This is a genomic window from Nostoc edaphicum CCNP1411 (genome assembly GCF_014023275.1).
Lineage (GTDB): Bacteria > Cyanobacteriota > Cyanobacteriia > Cyanobacteriales > Nostocaceae > Nostoc > Nostoc edaphicum_A.
Map to the genome: position 1 here is coordinate 6,958,427 of NZ_CP054698.1, position 16,676 is coordinate 6,975,102.

The window sequence follows — 16,676 nt, forward strand, 5'->3', positions numbered from 1 at the left end:
CACTCCTGAAGGGCGTTGGTAAAGAACCAACAAATTTACGGTTATTTGCTTTATTTCTGCCAACCTACTTAGCAGATGCTAGACTCTACCCACAGAAGCTCTTTAACAAGCCGAAATCTAACATTCAACATTCAAAATTTTCAAACTTTGATGGAACAACCGAAAGTTATTTTTTTAGATGCTGTGGGTACACTCTTTGATGTCAAAGGTAGTGTGGGCAAAGTTTATAGTCAGATAGCCCAGGAATTTGACGTTACAGTTTCAGCCGAAACATTGAATACAGCCTTCATCGAAAGCTTTAAAGCAGCCCCGCCGCCGATATTCCCAGATGCAGAACTGCAAGATATTCCCCAGCGCGAGTTTGATTGGTGGCGGATAATTGCCCTGAACACTTTTGAAAGGGCAGGTGTTCTCAAGGAATTTTCTGACTTTTCAGCTTTTTTTAGCGAACTTTACATTCACTTTGGCACTGGTGAACCGTGGTTTGTCTATCCCGATGTCTTACCAGCTTTAATCAACTGGCGGCGGTTGGGAGTTAGCTTGGGGGTGCTGTCCAATTTTGATTCTCGGATTTACTCAGTATTACAAAGTTTGGGATTGAGAGAGTTTTTTACCTCCGTCACCATTTCTACCCAGGTACGTGCAGCTAAACCCGATCCTCAAATTTTTGCCATTGCCTTAGACAAACATAAATGTTCCCCAGAGGCGGCGTGGCATATCGGCGATAGCATTGTAGAAGACTATTATGCAGCTAAAGCCGCTGGACTCAGAGGCGTTTGGATCAACCGTCACTAGATCGCAAACTTTCATAAACCTTCGGGAAAATCATGGTTTCAGCCCACGTCGATTATAAGGCTAACAGGGTTAAGCCCAACATGAACAAGGATTAAATGTTGGGTTTCGTTCCTCCTCAGAACTACGTTCATCTTCAATCCCAATTCCCAATGCCCAATGCCCCATGCCCCATTCTCAATGTCCAATGCTGCCCCAACACTCGTATGATCAACATATCAGGAAAACATAACAGCCAGATTTTTACCGCAAAACATGGGCAGTATTTGGGAAATCGATTTTTACTCCCGTCCGATTTTGGACGCTAATCAGAAAAAAATTTGGGAAGTCTTAGTTTGCGAAAGCCCCTTGGATATCGACACAAAAGCAGATTCTTTGTTTCGCTATGCTCAATATTGTCCCAGTACCCAGGTAAATTCGGGTTGGTTGCGGACAGCATTGCAGGAGGCTATTAACCAGGCTGGAAAAGCACCAATTAAAATCCGCTTTTTCCGCCGCCAAATGAACAATATGATTACTAAAGCCTGTCAAGACTTGAGCATTCCCGCCCAGCCTAGCCGCCGCACTTTAGTTCTCAACCAATGGTTAGAACAGCGAATGGAGGAAGTGTATCCTCAAGAAGCAGGATATCAAGGAGGGACTAATCCTTCAGTCCGCTTGGAAAAACCTTTGCCGCAACGTTTACCAGATGCTTTGGAAGGACAGCAGTGGGTATTTGTTACCTTAGATGCTGCGGATTTTGCTGAGATGCCAGAATGGGAAATTGGTTTTGGTGAAGCTTTCCCCCTAGAGTTGGCGAAAGTTTCACCGGAAGCTCGGATTCCTGGTATTTTGATTTTCTCACCAAGAGCATTGCCCTTAGCTGGCTGGATGTCTGGTTTGGAGTTGGCTTTCTTAAGATTTGACACTAGCGAAGAAGCGAGATTGCTTTTAGAAACCGGTGTAACAGAAAGCTGGATTGTGGCAAATATTAAGAAGCCTCAAATCTTAGCAGAAGCTAAAGGTTTTGAAGAAGCCAAGCAAAAAGCTAACGGAGTGCATTTTATCGGTGTGCAGTCTGATCCCAAAGCAGAATCTTTTGCTGGTTTTTGGCTGTTGCAAGAGGTTAATCTTTGAAAATGGGCATGGGGCATGGGGCATGGGGAATGGGGAATGGGGCATGGGGCATGGGGAATGGGGACTGGGGACTGGGGACAAGGAAAATAACCATGCCCAATGACCAATGACAAATGACAAATGACCAATGACAAATGACCAATGACAAATGACCAATGACAAATGACAAATGACCAGATCCGTTGAGACATGACAATGATTTGGGATAATTAACTGCGTCCATCAGTGTTGCTCTGCGGTTTCAAATCGTAACTATCGAAATACGCTGATGATTTTTGGATAATTATCTGCGTTCATCAGTAGAAAGTCTGATCGTCGGCTTTTGACGATCGCACTTTTCTTGAGAAAGCGTTGATATGCGGTTCAAAATCCACAATTCACTAAGGGTCATGGGTTCTGAAAATTTGTCACAAGATACACTAGCAGAACAGCTGCTGGAACTAGCTATAAAATCTGGAGCAGAAGCAGCTGAGGTGTATCAGTCGCGATCGCTTTCTCGTCCAGTGTTTTTTGAGGCAAACCGACTCAAACAGCTAGAAACCAGTCAATCTGAAGGCACAGCACTACGGCTTTGGCGAAACGGGCAACCAGGACTCACGGTGGCTTACGGTTCTGTCACAGCCGAAGTAATGGTGGAAAAAGCTCTGGGACTAAGTGAACTTAATCATCCAGAAACAGTAGAATTAGCCTCTAACTTTCAGCCCTCCTACCCAGATTTAGGGGAAAGTGTGCCCATAGAGGTTTTGGTAGATTGGGGCAAAGAAGCGATCGCACTCATCCGTGATGCCTATCCCGATGTTGTATGCAATGGTGACTGGGAATGTGATATTGAAACCACTAGACTAGTCAACACTAAAGGTTTAGATTGTCACTATACGGATACTACCCTCAGCTGCTACATATCAGCAGAATGGGTACGCGGTGATGATTTTTTAAGTGTTTCTGATGGTCAAACTAAGCGGGGAGAACTCCACCCGGAGAGATTAGCTAACCAAATTTTACAACGGTTACTTTGGGCCAGAGAAAATGTCTCACCTCCTACTGGCCGTGTCCCGATTTTATTCACTTCTAAAGCCGCCGATATGCTTTGGGGTACTGTACAAGCAGCGTTGAATGGCAAGCGAGTCTTAGAAGTAGCTTCCCCTTGGGCAGAACGTTTGGGTAAGGAAGTAGTTGCACCCAGTCTTACCCTCTACCAAGATCCAGAAGCGGGCCCTTATAGTTGCCCCTTTGATGATGAAGGCACTCCGACTAAATCTTTAGTATTTATCCAAAACGGGATTTTACAGCATTTTTATGGCGATCGCACCACCGGACGCCAATTGGGAACTGACACCACTGGAAATGGTTTTCGCCCTGGCTTGGGCAGCTATCCCACCCCTGGTTTATTTAATTTTCTCATCCAGCCAGGTTCGGCATCACTACCAGACTTAATTGAACAACTAGATGATGGCTTGATTGTGGATCAAATGTTGGGTGGTGGCGGCAGTATTTCTGGAGATTTTTCAATCAACGTTGATTTAGGCTACCGCGTCCAAAATGGTCAAGTAATTGGGCGCGTTAAGGATACGATGGTTGCAGGTAATGTCTACACAGCCCTCAAGCAATTGGTTACACTGGGCAATGATGCCGATTGGAATGGTTCTTGTTATACTCCGTCTCTGATAGTAGAAGGGCTATACACCACGGGGAGAAGTAATTAAATTGGGAATTGGGCATGGGGCATGGGGCATGGGGCATGGGGCATGGGGCATGGGGCATGGGGCATGGGGCATGGGGGCATGGGGCATGGGGCATGGGGCATGGGGGCATGGGGGCATGGGGCATGGGGTATGGGGCATAGAGAGTGGAGTTCAAAGACTCATTCACGAGTATCAAAGACTCGTCCACGAGTATTAAAGACTCGTCCACGAATATAAAAGACTCATTCACCAGTATTAAAGACTCATCTCCAATAGCCCAATGCCCAATGCCCCATGCCCCATGCCCAATGCCCAATGCCCAATGCCCAATGCCCAATGCCCAATGCCCCATGCCCAATGCCCAATGCCCTAATCCCCAAAAATTATGTCTCTTCCTGTTCTGAATCAGCGCTTTCGCACCTGGTGGCAGCCTAGAAGAGGTTTAGCGATCGCCGAAGCTTGTGTGATCGGTCTGGTTGCTGCCCTATCTGCGGTGTTTCTGAAAGTGGGATCGGGATGGCTGGGGACATGGCGAGTTCATAGTACCCAGATTTTCCCGGTATGGCTGGCACTACCAGCAATTGGTCTTACTCTGGGGTTTGTGGCTGGATGGTTGGTGGATAGGTTGGCACCAGAGGCTTCTGGTAGCGGTATCCCGCAAGTCAAAGCAACTCTTGCCAATGTACCGATGTCATTATCTTGGCGGGTGGCAGGTGTAAAGTTACTCAGTGCGATCATCGCCATCGGTTCCGGCATGACTCTGGGACGCCAAGGCCCCACTGTCCAAGTAGGGGCTGGTTTAGCAGCGGGGATGAGTCGTTGGGTTCCCACTTCCCCAGATCATCGACGGCAAATGATTGCAGCGGGTGCCGGTGCTGGTTTGGCGGCTGCTTTCAATGCCCCGATCGCAGGTGTATTATTTATCGTTGAAGAGTTACTCCAAGATTTATCAGGACTGACTCTGGGAACTGCCATTATCGCCTCCTTTATTGGTGGGGTAATATCCCGACTTTTAGGTGGTGGCTCTCTTGACCTTAACCTGCAATTGACGCAATCTTCTAGCCAATTTTCTATCCCCGAAATTCCCTTTTTTGTGCTATTGGGTATTTTGGCAGGGTTGTTTGGTGCATTGTTTAATCGCGGCTTAATATTTAGTATTAAATTTTATAGAAGATTACATATCAGCTTACCGCTGCGGGTGGCTTTAGCTGGATTTATCTCTGGTATTATTGTGGCCATGCTCCCGGCGTCATTCCGTGATAATACAGGATTACGAGAGTCCTTAATTACTGGAGGGGCCCATCCGACAGTAGCAGCGATCGCTTTTGCTGCTCAGTTCATCCTCACACTGATAGCATTTGGTTCAGGCGCACCGGGGGGATTATTCGCTCCCAGTCTGATTTTGGGTTCTTGTTTGGGACATATTATCGGTGTATCTGAGTTATATATTACTGGATCTGGTTCTCCTACTACTTACGCCTTAGCGGGTATGGGTGGATTTTTTAGTGCCGTTTCCAAGGTGCCAATTACAGCAATTGTGATTGTGTTTGAAATGACTACAGATTTCAATCTGGTGTTACCCTTGATGATTGTTTCTGTAGCAGCTTATTTGGTTGCGGATAAGGTTGTGCCTGGTTCGCTTTATGAGAAACTTTTGGAGTTAAAGGGCATCACTCTCACTAAAGAAGTTCCGATGGAGGGAGCATTAACCAAGTTAACTGCAAAAGATGTGATGCAAGAACGGGTGGAAACTCTAGATGCAGAGATGAGTTTGGAAGACGCAATGCAAGCTTTTGCCCGTTCCCATCATCGCGGTTTTCCCGTGGTAGAAGATAGCAAGTTAGTGGGGATTGTGACGCAATCAGATTTGCTGAAAACACGCGAGAGTACAAATCACACACTTCGCGATCGCAACCTAGCCGATGTTTTTTTAAAAGAAATTATGACATCTGTCCCAGTGACAGTAACACCAATCCACACCTTGGGCAATGTACTGTATTTACTCGATCGCTATCAAATCAGTCGCTTACCAGTGGTGGATGGACGAAAACTGATTGGGATTATTACCCGTGCAGATATTATTCGGGCGGAAGCAGATCATCTCAATTGTGACAACAGGACTCCTGGATTGCGACCAGAACCTTCATACATAGTTTACCAAACGCGATCGCCCAGCATCGGCAGAGGTAGATTATTAGTGCCCGTAGCTAATCCCGAAACAGCAGGTATTTTGTTACTTATGGCAGCAGCTATTGCCCGCGATCGCCATTATGAAATAGATTGCGTGCAAGTGATGCTGATACCCCGCCACAGTTCCCCATCAGAAACACAGGTAAGAACAGCAAAAAGTCGCCGCTTGCTACGACAGGCGGAAGTCTTAGCAAAAAAATGGAAAATTCCCCTACACACGCAGATTCGAGTTACCCATGACGTAGCGCAGGCAATTTTGGAGACAATCAACGAACAACACATCGACCTAATCTTAATGGGATGGAAAGGTAACACATCTACCCCCGGTCGGATTTTTGGCACAGTCGTAGACACCGTAATTCGCCAAGCCACCTGCGAAGTAGTCTTAGTAAAATTAGGCAAAACTCCCCACTCCCCACTCCCCACTCCCCACTCCTTCAACCGCTGGCTAGTCCCAATGGCTGGTGGCCCCAATTCCCCTCTGGCGATTAAATTGTTACCGGCTTTAATTACATTGGGAAATGATCCGCAAATTCGTCTGACACAGGTGTTTAAGCCATCGGAACTCAAGCCAGATATGTCAGTTTTAGAACAAGCCATCCGCCATTTGATGCGGCGGCGAAAATTGTCCAGTACTGTAGTTGCGCTCCCAGTGCAAGCTGATTCTGTTGCGGAAGGTGTAATTAACTTAGTGAAAACCGAAGGCTATGATGTTGTAGTTTTGGGAGCTTCGCGCGAGGGATTGTTGCAGCAGGCGATTCAAGGTAATATTCCAGAAGCGATCGCCTCTGGTGTAGAAAGTACAGTGATTTTGGTTAGGGGTGCAATTAATACTTAAAAAAAGCGGCGTTGCTCAATCAAGGGATGATTCTTGTAGGGTGGGCGTCTCGCCACTGGTGTCAACTTAAGCCAAAAATAGCGCACTGATTGGGTGTTTTTCACCCGCCAGGGATTGTAAATCCCTGACTAATTGCTCAAGTCTACTGAAGTAGACTGAAAATTTTTGCGCTCTCAAGTCTTCTTCAGAAGACTTTAGCTATGAGACAGGGATTTACAATCCCTGGCGGACGTGTTGGCGGACGTGCGGTTTCGCGTTAAGTTGACACCAATGGCTTTTCGGCCCATCCCACAAAACTAGCAAAATCATCCCGCAAATATGCAACGCCAAAAAAGCCTCTCGTAGAGAAGGCATCATAGTTACTATTTGTATAAGAAGTCTAACCAAAGCAGGTATGGGGCAATGGTGCGATTAAAACCGTGGCAGTGGGTAGTTTTAGCAATCCCGATCGCGTTTATCATCATTTTTTTACTGGTATCCGCCGGTTCGCAAATTCATGCGTGGGGCATTAATTGGATTTGGGGTGTATTCACCCTTTTATTCGTTGGTTGGCGTTGGCTGCTAGTCCAATGGACTCAACCTGCTGTCAACCAAGTAGAAGCTGTATTAGCTCAAGTCCAAGAAGAACTAGAATCGACAGTAGAGAATACTGTACGAACAGTGGGAAGTGACACCACAAAGCAAGCAGAAGCCGCACTCCAAGAAATTCTGCAAGCAGCACAAAGCGATCGCCCGATTTGGGAAGACTGGCAAACTTTTTGGACGCGATGCCAAGATTTAGTTGTCGCGATCGCTCATATCTACAATCCTCAAATTCAATATCCCCTGTTGAATATTTACGTTCCCCAAGCTTACGGGCTGATTCGGGGAACGGTGGATGATATGGATCAGTGGATGCAAAAGTTATCGCCTGTTCTCAATCAGGTAACGGTTGGGCAAGCATACCAAGGATACGAAGTCTACCGAAAGTTAGAACCATCGGCTCGGAAATTCTGGAAAGCTTGGAACTGGGCCCAGTGGGTTTTAAATCCGGTGGCGGCGGTGGCAAAACAAGCCAGTCAGGGTTCTAGTAACCAAGCAACTCAGCAATTATTGGGGAATTTGAGTCAGTTATTTCGGGAAGCTGCCCTGAGAAACTTATGCCGACAAGCGATCGCACTCTACGGACGTAGCACATTACCAGTTTCAGCAACCGTATCCACACCAACTTTACCCAAGGCAAAAACCCAAACACTCCGAGATATTTTAACTCAAGCTCAACCAGCTGAGGCAGTTGAGCAAAAACCCGTGAATATTCTGCTGGTTGGGCGCACGGGTTCGGGAAAAAGTAGCCTGATTAACACGTTATTTCAGGCGGATCTCGCAGCCGTTGATGTTTTACCCAGTACCGATCGGATTCAAAATTATCAATGGCAGACTCAAAGTGGAGAAACCTTGACGCTTTGGGACACACCTGGCTACGAACAAGTCAACCGTGCCGATCTCCGAAATTTGGTGCTTGATTATGCCATCAACGCAGATTTACTGCTGTTAGCTACACCCGCCCTCGATCCTGCGCTGCAAATGGATGTAGACTTTTTGCAAGATATCAAAGCAGAAGTTGCAGATTTACCTGCGATCGCAATTGTCACTCAAGTAGATCGTCTGCGTCCCATCCGCGAATGGCAACCACCTTATGATTGGGAATGGGGCGATCGCCCCAAGGAAGTTTCTATTCGCGAAGCCACTGAGTATCGCGCCAAGCTGCTGGGAAATTTTTGTAATCTAGTTCTACCCGTAGTTACAACTGACAGCAAAACAAATCGAACCGCTTGGGGAGTAGAAGCGCTTTCACTGGGATTAGTAGATGCGATCGCACCTAGCAAGCAACTCCGTCTCGCCCGCTTTTTGCGGAATCTAGAAGCCCGTATCATCGCCGCGGCCAAAATCATCGACCACTACACCTTCCAGATGACGACAACACAAGGATTAACGGCATTTCTCAAAAGTCCCGTTCTTCAGTTTGTTTCTACCCTCTCAACCGGATCTCCAGCCCTAGCATATATGCTGGCAGAGCAAATTCCCGTGGAACAGTTGCCGATTGTGATTGGCAAACTCCAAATGGGATATGAGCTTTTTTCACTCTTGAATACAGGCAACCCTAACCCGCTCAACTTTGAATTACTATCCCTCTGGCCGCTACTGCTAGAAAACTCTGCTTCACCCGATCGCAACGCCTGGGCATTTGGTCACGCCCTAGTGGAATACTGGACTCAGAATCTAACAGTTGAACAACTCCGGGAGCGATTTGAGTATTATTTAGCGAATTTGTCTACATTGAGGAATTAATGCCTATAAGCAATGTCTACAATCTGACTTTTCACGTTATGTGGAAAAGCTAACGATTGACCTAACCCCCTAACCCCCTTCCCTACGAGGGAAAGGGGAAAATTTAAAGTCTCTCTCCTAAAAGGAGAGAGATTTAGAGAGAGGTTCTCCAGATACCGCTGAATTGTCAGGTCTACAACGGGCCATACCTCAATACAGTTCAGATAAGACCAAAAACACTTGTAGAGACGGCGATTTATCGCGTCTTTTTAAGTATATTTACGATTTATTTTACTGGAAAATAGCGTAATTATACTAAGAAAATCACAAATCCAAAATGTGGTATTGGGTCGTACTCCTAACATCAAAGTTAAGATTACGATTAAGAGTAGGTGTCTGCTGAAACCTACCCGCTTTCTTTACCTGAATTTTTACTCAGATACCCCTTTTATTCGGAGTTGTTTATGAAAAATATATTACAAACCTCCATCTCTCAAGAACAGAATTCACATCAGAGATATAGCATTTCGTCTTACAATAGCCTGCTTGCCGTCGTGAAGGATTTAGCCAGTGTGCGGACTATTGAGGAAATTATTGAAATTGTGCGTTTGGCGGCCCGTGATCTCACGAATGCTGATGGAGTAACTTTTGTACTGCGGGATGGTGAATGTTGCCACTATGTCGATGAAAACGCCATCGGGCCACTTTGGAAAGGTATGCGTTTTCCGCTCAAATCTTGCATCTCCGGTTGGGCAATGCTCAATAAACAAGCAGCCGTGATTGAAGATATTTATCAGGATGCTCGAATACCGATTGATGCCTACAAAGTGACTTTTGTCAAAAGTTTAGTGATGGTTCCCATACGGGTTGCTGATCCACTCGGTGCAATTGGAGCCTACTGGAGTACAACACACCGAGCCACGCTCGAAGAAATAGAACTGCTGGAGATTCTTACTGATACTACAGCAGTTGCGATCGCCAACGTCCAACTTTTCCAGAAACTTACGAACCAAAACGCCCTAAAAGACAAATTCATTGCAATGCTAGCTCACGAGTTGAGGAATCCTGTTGCCCCCATCTCCAACGGCGTTCAGCTTCTCAAATTGAAACTGGGCCAGACTGGCGCAGTCGGGGAAACAGTTTTAATGATGCAACACCAGATTAAGCACCTCTCAAAATTGATCGATGAGCTACTCGACGTATCATCCATTACCTACGGGAAGATTTCATTAAACCTTGAGAAGTTTAATCTGGTAGATTTAGTTCGCCAGAGTCTCAATGATCATGCAGAAGCAATAAAGAGATCGAATCTTACTGTAGTACAAGACTTGCCAAACACACCCGTGTGGGCTTATGTTGACTCCACCCGCTTCTTCCAAATCTTTGGAAACCTTCTTGATAACGCCTTAAAGTTTTCCAAGCCAGATGGGACGATTTGGGTGGATTTGTCATTTATTCCTGATGAGAATGGCTCAGGAAGTGTAGCGGCCTTATCTGTAAGAGATTCAGGTATAGGGATAGACCCGACAATCTTACCAGAACTCTTCGAGCCATTTACCCAAGCCGATCGCAGTTTAGATCGTTCGAGAGGCGGGTTAGGTTTGGGACTATCGGTAGTTAAAAGTCTGGTGGAACTTCATGGTGGTAACGTTGAAGCCTCAAGTAGAGGGATTAATTTGGGAGCAGAATTCAAAGTTACTTTCCCTGTATGCGAAGAGATGACAACCTTGGATAACGACTTGGAGATTAAAGAGGCGGCTAAAAAATCGTTGAAAATTTTAGTCATCGAAGATAACGACGATTCAGCCGTATCATTACAAGCAGTACTTGAGTATTTTGGGCATGAAGTTTTCATTGCCAAAAATGGAATTTTAGGGTTAGAAACTGCGAGGGAGTTGGAGCCTAATGTGATTATTTGTGACATCGGGCTTCCTGAAATGGATGGATTCGCAGTTGCACAAGAACTGAGTAAAGACTCTAAATTTACTCGCTCAATTCTGATTGCGCTCACCGGCTACGGTGGCCAAATGGATAAAGAGCTTGCGCTTAAGTCTGGGTTCAAATGCCACTTAACCAAGCCTGTGGACTTTGAAATACTTACAGCAGAAATTGATCGACACTATCTCATGAGTGCGTAAGCGTAGCCCGTTTTAAACATCGCTTTTATTCCATTAAATCATCTGTCGCAGGTTCACCCGGATAAAAGCGATCGCTCAAAATGTCCTCAAAAGCATATTAAGAGGTTGTTTGAAAAATCCTGTTGTTGGTAGCGAAAAGTTTTAGATCCCCCTAAATCCCCCGATAAATTGGGGGACTTTAAGAAGTTTTCCCCTCTTTTTAAGCTACGGTGTACACACAAGTCCTAAAAACCTAGCTTGATAAGCATTTTCTCGTTCCCAGGCTCCGCCTGGGAATGCATTCATTGAGTCTCTGACTCAATATCTGACTAGAGGCAGAGCCTCTAATCAGGCATTCCTATGCAGAGCATAGGAACGAGATAAACGAGAGAAAAATGGGAAATTGATCTTTTTTTGACTTGTGTGTACACCGTAGCTCTTTTTAAGGGGGGCTAGGGGGGATCAATAGGTTCTGAAAGTCACAGCTAACCACTTTTAAAACAACCTCTAAGCATCAGTTACAAATTACGAATTAGAAAGTTACCACACTACGAATTGATTCACCTTTGTGCATCAATTCAAAAGCATCATTAATTTGCTCAATGGGCATCACATGAGTAATCAAATCATCAATATTTATCTTACCTTCCATATACCAATCAACAATTTTTGGCACATCTGTACGCCCTCTAGCGCCACCGAATGCCGAACCTTTCCAAACGCGCCCAGTTACTAACTGAAAAGGACGAGTCCTGATTTCCTGTCCAGCACCAGCAACACCAATAATTACGCTAACGCCCCAACCTTTGTGGCAGCATTCTAATGCTTGACGCATAACTTTGACATTACCGATACATTCAAAACTGTAATCAGCGCCGCCTTTTGTTAAATCAACCAGATAGGGAACTAAATCACCTTCTACTTCTTGGGGATTGACAAAATGCGTCATACCAAACTTTTCTGCCAAAGCGCGTTTGCTGGGATTAATATCCACCCCGACAATCATATTTGCCCCTACCAACCGCGCCCCTTGGATGACATTTAAGCCAATACCACCTAAGCCAAAAACTACAACATTTGCCCCAGGTTCCACCTTGGCAGTATTGATAACTGCACCAACACCAGTAGTCACACCACAGCCAATGTAGCAAACCTTATCAAATGGGGCGTCTTCCCGAATTTTTGCCAAGGCGATTTCCGGCAGCACCGTATAGTTGGCAAAAGTGGATGTACCCATATAATGATGAATCATTTGCCCATCGAGACTGAAGCGACTAGTGCCATCGGGCATAACACCGCGTCCTTGAGTTAGGCGAATGGCTTGACAGAGATTAGTTTTGAAACTCAAACAATATTCGCACTGGCGACATTCGGGAGTGTATAAGGGAATCACATGATCCCCTGGTTTAAGACTGGTGACACCAGCCCCTACTTCCACTACTACACCAGCACCTTCATGTCCTAAAATAGCCGGAAACAAACCTTCGGGATCATCACCAGATAAGGTAAAAGCGTCGGTATGACAAACCCCGCTTGCTTTAACCTCAACTAAAACTTCGCCGGCTTTTGGCCCCGATAGTTGAACAGTTTCAATCGTTAATGGCTTACCTGCACTGTAAGCTACTGCTGCTTTAACTTCCAATGTCAGCACTCCTGTATAGTTTTGTCATTTGTCATTTGTCATTGGGCATTGGGCATTGGGCATGGGGCATTGGGCATGGGGCATGGGGCATTGTTTATAGTAGTTATTCTCCTTGTCTCCCTCATCTCCACTTCCCATCATCTGTATTGAGCGCATGATACACTTTTGTATCACTTCATCAGATTTACTAAGCGCGATCGCCACTATAACGATAAATATTATTACTTTGTTAAAATATCATTCTCTAGCTAGATTGGTTAAAGACGGCAACAGCCGTTTTGACAACGATGTAAACTGGATGTCAGCAGCAACTCCGAAATAATTTGTTCACCCCTCAATTAATACATTTTGTCACAGCTTATGAACCCTGCCCTAACACAAATTGGCGCTCAAATGTCCAACCTGACTGGCGTAAGAGCAATCATGAAGGATATTATCGAGACATTGCGAGGGGGTGCAGGGCAGCAGTTTATTAATTTGAGTGCTGGTAATCCGTTGATTTTGCCAGAGGTAGAACAATTATGGCGGGATTGCACTGCGCAGCTTCTCGCTAGTCCAGAATATGGTGAGGTGGTTTGTCGCTACGGCTCAAGTCAGGGTTATGCACCATTAATTGAAGCGATCGCCAACGACTTTAACAAACGCTACGGGTTAAACTTAAGCGATCGCAATATCCTCATTACACCCGGTAGTCAAACCCTCTACTTCTACGCTGTGAATAGCTTTGGTGGCTATACCCCTAGCGGCGAGTTAAAACAAATCGTTTTGCCCCTCAGCCCTGACTACACAGGTTACGGCGGTATCTGCTTAGTTCCAAAAGCCTTAATCGCTTACAAACCGACTCTCGATATTGATGAAGCCGCCCACCGATTTAAATATCGCCCCGACTTCAGCCAACTATCAATTACAGAAAATACAGGTTGTGTTCTCTTCTCTCGCCCCTGTAATCCCACTGGTAACGTCCTCACTGATGATGAGGTGAAAAAGATTGCCGCCCTGGCTGCGCCTTACAATCTGCCAGTGTTAATTGACTCGGCTTATGCGCCTCCCTTCCCCGCATTAAACTTTACCGAAATGACACCAGTGTTTGGTGATAATATTCTCCACTGTATGAGTTTATCGAAAGCGGGGTTACCAGGAGAAAGGATTGGTATTGCCATTGGGGATGAAAAGTGGATTGAAGTGCTGGAGTGTTTCCAGGCAAATATGAGCCTCCATTCTTCACGTTACGGCCAAGCGATCGCAGCTCTTGCAATTAATTCTGGCCGCTTAGTGGAAATTTCTCACACTGTCATCCGTCCCTTCTATCAAAATAAATTTACCGTTTTAGAAACCAGCTTAGAACAAGCGATGCCCAAGGATTTACCTTGGTTTCTCCATCGCGGTGAAGGGGCAATTTTTGCTTGGTTGTGGTTACAGGATTTACCCATTAGTGACTGGGAATTTTACCAGCAATTAAAGCAAGTAGGTGTGATTATTGTCCCTGGAAGTACCTTCTTCCCTGGATTAGAGGAAGAGTGGGCGCACAAACACCAATGCTTCCGCATCAGCCTTACCGGTAGCGATGAAGAGATTGCCACAGCAATGCAACGTCTAGCAAAAGTGACTGAGGAAGCTTATAAGTGTGCGCCTGTGACTGCCTAGTGTTGAGTGCTGAGTGTTGAGTGCTGAGTGCTGAGTGGGGAGATGAGTGAGACAAGGAGAATAACTACTATAAACAATGCCCCATGCCCCATGCCCCATGCCCCATGCCCCATGCCCAATGACAAATGACAAATGACAAATTCAGATAATTGGCTAGAAATTGGTAAGATTGTTTCCCCTCAAGGATTGTCTGGAGAATTACGGGTTTACCCTGTATCAGACTTTCCCGAAAGATTTGAGGTGCCGGGAAAACGTTGGTTGTTGCGTTCAGGTGAGACAGAACCACAACCAATCGAATTATTGACAGGACGTTATATCAGTAACAAAAACTTGTATGTGATTAAATTAGCTGGCGTAGAAAATTGCGATCAGGCGGAGGCATTACGCGGTTGTACGTTAATGGTGCCAGCAAGCGATCGCCCCCAATTAGGCGAAGATGAATATCATGTCCTCGATTTGATTGGCTTGGAAGTCTTCATGCAAGCATCTGGCGAACTCGTTGGTACAGTGGTAGACATCATCCCGGCTGGGAATGATTTGTTAGAAGTAAAATTGCACCCATCTTTTACCACTGACAAAGGACAAATGACAAATGACAAAGAACAAGTGACAAATGACAAAAAACAAAAGACTGTTTTGATTCCATTTGTGGAAGCGATCGCACCAGTAGTAGACTTGAAATCTAATCGCATTGAAATCACGCCGCCGCCTGGGTTATTGGAAATTAATAATTAGGTCATTAATTGAATGGTAATTTTTAATTTTTAATTCGGAGCAAAGCGATGTGACTCAAGCTTTACCAAAAATCGTCAAGGCTATTTCCTTCTGATTGAGTATTGGCTAAAAAAATTGGCGTTGCATATTTGCGGGATGATTTTGCTAGTTTTGTGGGATGGGTATCTTGCCATTAGTGTCAACTTGAGGTTAAAACCAATTTGTCAACGATAGGTTTTGTTAGGAACGAAGTATAAAGGTGAACTTTTTTCTGACTTTTATACGCAAGCTGGGAGTGATGCTAATAAACAAAGCATTAATAGTCCCTGAAAAAGTTCGTTTTTTGTCCCTTTAAAACCAAATTGTTAAGCATAAATGCTTATTGACATAGGAAGTTTGAGCTTAACTTGACACCTATGGCGAGACGCCCACCCTCATCGCTAAAAAATGGTAGTTTAAGATACAGTTTTTGGGAGAAATATACAAAAGCTAACAGCTTGGCTCAATGATAAGATTAGTTTATAAATCAGGCTCAATCAGTGCTAGAAGATAAGGGATAATTGCTACTTTTGTATTTGGTTATTGAACAGCTTTGTAAGCTTTGGTGACTCGTTTATTCTTCTTAATTACATAAACAGTAGCGTAGGCATAGAAAGGACAAGTGCCACTTTTAGCTTGACTTCTATAAATATATGGTGCAACTGAAAAGTGATGGTTCACCATAATATGGAATTAAGTTAAAATCGATAGCAATTCTTTGCTTACCTTCTCAGATTCCCGCAGTTTTATAGAAAGGCTCAAAAAATTAAAACCCAGTTACAGCAATAAATATAGCCTATCTTTAGGTTTTATTTATTATTCTGTTCCATAAAATGAACAGAATAACCAGATATTCTTTTGTTCACACTTACCTTGAGCCGGAATTGGAATATTTTCTATTAAACAGTTAACTACTTCGTTCAATGTTTTACTATCAGTTAAAACTGGGGTAGTTATAGTCATAGCCAAACTAAATAATCCTCAATTTTGATTCTTCACTCCATACTTTACAAAAATTGCGTAACACAACACCAGAACTATGTTTTGATGGGCATGTTACCCTTAACTTTTGAGGTAATTCATTAGTTTTACTTATTTAAACTTGCTCAAGGGGTTTCCCAAAAAATGTATCTAAGAATACTGTTTTTTTGATAATGATCAATTTTATTGATATCTTTTTGCAAATTTTCTAGGCGCAATTTATCTGGCTGCTTCTGTCATTTGGCTGAATTTATAAGGCGCCATAAGAGCCAATCTGTCAAGTATGTTTGACACCTCAGCGTTCAAGATATCGGCAAAACAAGCGTTTCAAGATTGTAAAGAAAGATGTGACTAATGGATAGCCGATGCATTGGGGAGGGAACTAGTACAACACGGCGGAAATAAACCAATCATTCCAAATCAACGAAACACTTATGCTGTATTCATTTTTAATTTTTAATTCCGCCTTGCGGTACTAGATTCCTGTTTCCACACAATAAACGGGGGGATTAAAGGTGGTAATTTCACTTGTGTATACACAGCTTGTGGGTGGAGAGGGATTGCCACCTGCCGGCATTGGGCGTGGAGTTTTTCACGAAACATTGGCTGAACAT

13 protein-coding genes and 2 pseudogenes are annotated in these 16,676 nt (G+C 44.6%); 10 read left to right on the forward strand and 5 right to left on the reverse strand.

Going from position 1 to position 16,676, the window contains the following annotated elements:
- Positions 1–150 precede the first annotated feature (150 nt).
- The 5 genes from HUN01_RS32090 (at position 151) to HUN01_RS32105 (ending at position 6,618) form a co-directional block, all read left to right on the forward strand.
- Positions 151–795, forward strand: a complete 645-nt coding sequence (locus tag HUN01_RS32090; RefSeq protein WP_181929553.1) for an HAD-IA family hydrolase — start codon at positions 151–153, stop codon at positions 793–795.
- Positions 796–1,047: 252 nt separating this feature from the next.
- A complete protein-coding gene (locus tag HUN01_RS32095; RefSeq protein WP_181929554.1) occupies positions 1,048–1,908 on the forward strand; it encodes a Tab2/Atab2 family RNA-binding protein in 861 nt (286 codons plus the stop codon).
- A gap of 389 nt (positions 1,909–2,297) precedes the next feature.
- Positions 2,298–3,611 carry a TldD/PmbA family protein gene (locus HUN01_RS32100; RefSeq protein WP_181929555.1) on the forward strand — a complete coding sequence of 438 codons (1,314 nt, stop codon included), beginning with the start codon at positions 2,298–2,300 and terminating at the stop codon, positions 3,609–3,611.
- A gap of 14 nt (positions 3,612–3,625) precedes the next feature.
- Positions 3,626–3,751, forward strand: a complete 126-nt coding sequence (locus HUN01_RS36295; protein WP_257798054.1) for a hypothetical protein — start codon at positions 3,626–3,628, stop codon at positions 3,749–3,751.
- A gap of 224 nt (positions 3,752–3,975) precedes the next feature.
- On the forward strand, positions 3,976–6,618 hold the full coding sequence (locus HUN01_RS32105; protein WP_181929556.1) for a chloride channel protein: 2,643 nt from the start codon (positions 3,976–3,978) through the stop codon (positions 6,616–6,618).
- A 213-nt stretch (positions 6,619–6,831) separates the two neighbouring features.
- Here the strand turns inward: HUN01_RS32105 and HUN01_RS32110 are convergent, their stop codons facing one another.
- Positions 6,832–6,975 (reverse strand): hypothetical protein, encoded by a 144-nt coding sequence (locus tag HUN01_RS32110; RefSeq protein ID WP_181929557.1) that lies wholly within the window; start codon positions 6,973–6,975, stop codon positions 6,832–6,834.
- A gap of 45 nt (positions 6,976–7,020) precedes the next feature.
- On the opposite strand from HUN01_RS32110, the gene HUN01_RS32115 reads away from it, so the two are divergent.
- Entirely contained in the window at positions 7,021–8,946 is a 1,926-nt protein-coding gene (locus tag HUN01_RS32115) for a GTPase family protein (RefSeq protein WP_181929558.1), read from the forward strand.
- A 20-nt stretch (positions 8,947–8,966) separates the two neighbouring features.
- On the opposite strand, the pseudogene HUN01_RS36720 reads toward HUN01_RS32115, so the two are convergent.
- A pseudogene (locus HUN01_RS36720) lies at positions 8,967–9,185 on the reverse strand (hypothetical protein); the annotation flags it as partial.
- A 204-nt stretch (positions 9,186–9,389) separates the two neighbouring features.
- On the opposite strand from HUN01_RS36720, the gene HUN01_RS32120 reads away from it, so the two are divergent.
- Positions 9,390–11,063 (forward strand): hybrid sensor histidine kinase/response regulator, encoded by a 1,674-nt coding sequence (locus HUN01_RS32120; RefSeq protein ID WP_181929559.1) that lies wholly within the window; start codon positions 9,390–9,392, stop codon positions 11,061–11,063.
- A gap of 511 nt (positions 11,064–11,574) precedes the next feature.
- On the opposite strand, the gene HUN01_RS32125 is transcribed toward HUN01_RS32120, so the two are convergent.
- The gene (locus HUN01_RS32125) at positions 11,575–12,684 is read right to left on the reverse strand and encodes an S-(hydroxymethyl)glutathione dehydrogenase/class III alcohol dehydrogenase (RefSeq protein WP_181929560.1); all 1,110 of its coding nucleotides are present in this window, start codon (positions 12,682–12,684) and stop codon (positions 11,575–11,577) included.
- Between the two features lie 24 nt (positions 12,685–12,708).
- A complete protein-coding gene (locus tag HUN01_RS36300; protein ID WP_257798055.1) occupies positions 12,709–12,840 on the reverse strand; it encodes a hypothetical protein in 132 nt (43 codons plus the stop codon).
- Here HUN01_RS36300 and HUN01_RS32130 point away from each other — a divergent pair.
- From HUN01_RS32130 to rimM, 3 genes are all read left to right on the forward strand, one after another.
- A complete protein-coding gene (locus HUN01_RS32130; protein ID WP_176726899.1) occupies positions 12,839–13,006 on the forward strand; it encodes a hypothetical protein in 168 nt (55 codons plus the stop codon). The two genes, HUN01_RS36300 and HUN01_RS32130, sit on opposite strands and share 2 nt — an antisense overlap.
- A 38-nt stretch (positions 13,007–13,044) precedes the next feature.
- Entirely contained in the window at positions 13,045–14,328 is a 1,284-nt protein-coding gene (locus tag HUN01_RS32135; protein WP_181929561.1) for a valine--pyruvate transaminase, read from the forward strand.
- A 132-nt stretch (positions 14,329–14,460) separates the two neighbouring features.
- Positions 14,461–15,063, forward strand: a complete 603-nt coding sequence (gene rimM, locus HUN01_RS32140) for a ribosome maturation factor RimM (RefSeq protein WP_181929562.1) — start codon at positions 14,461–14,463, stop codon at positions 15,061–15,063.
- A gap of 561 nt (positions 15,064–15,624) precedes the next feature.
- Here the strand turns inward: rimM and HUN01_RS32145 are convergent.
- Positions 15,625–15,820: pseudogene (locus HUN01_RS32145) on the reverse strand (ISH3 family transposase); the annotation flags it as partial.
- Positions 15,821–16,676 lie beyond the last annotated feature (856 nt).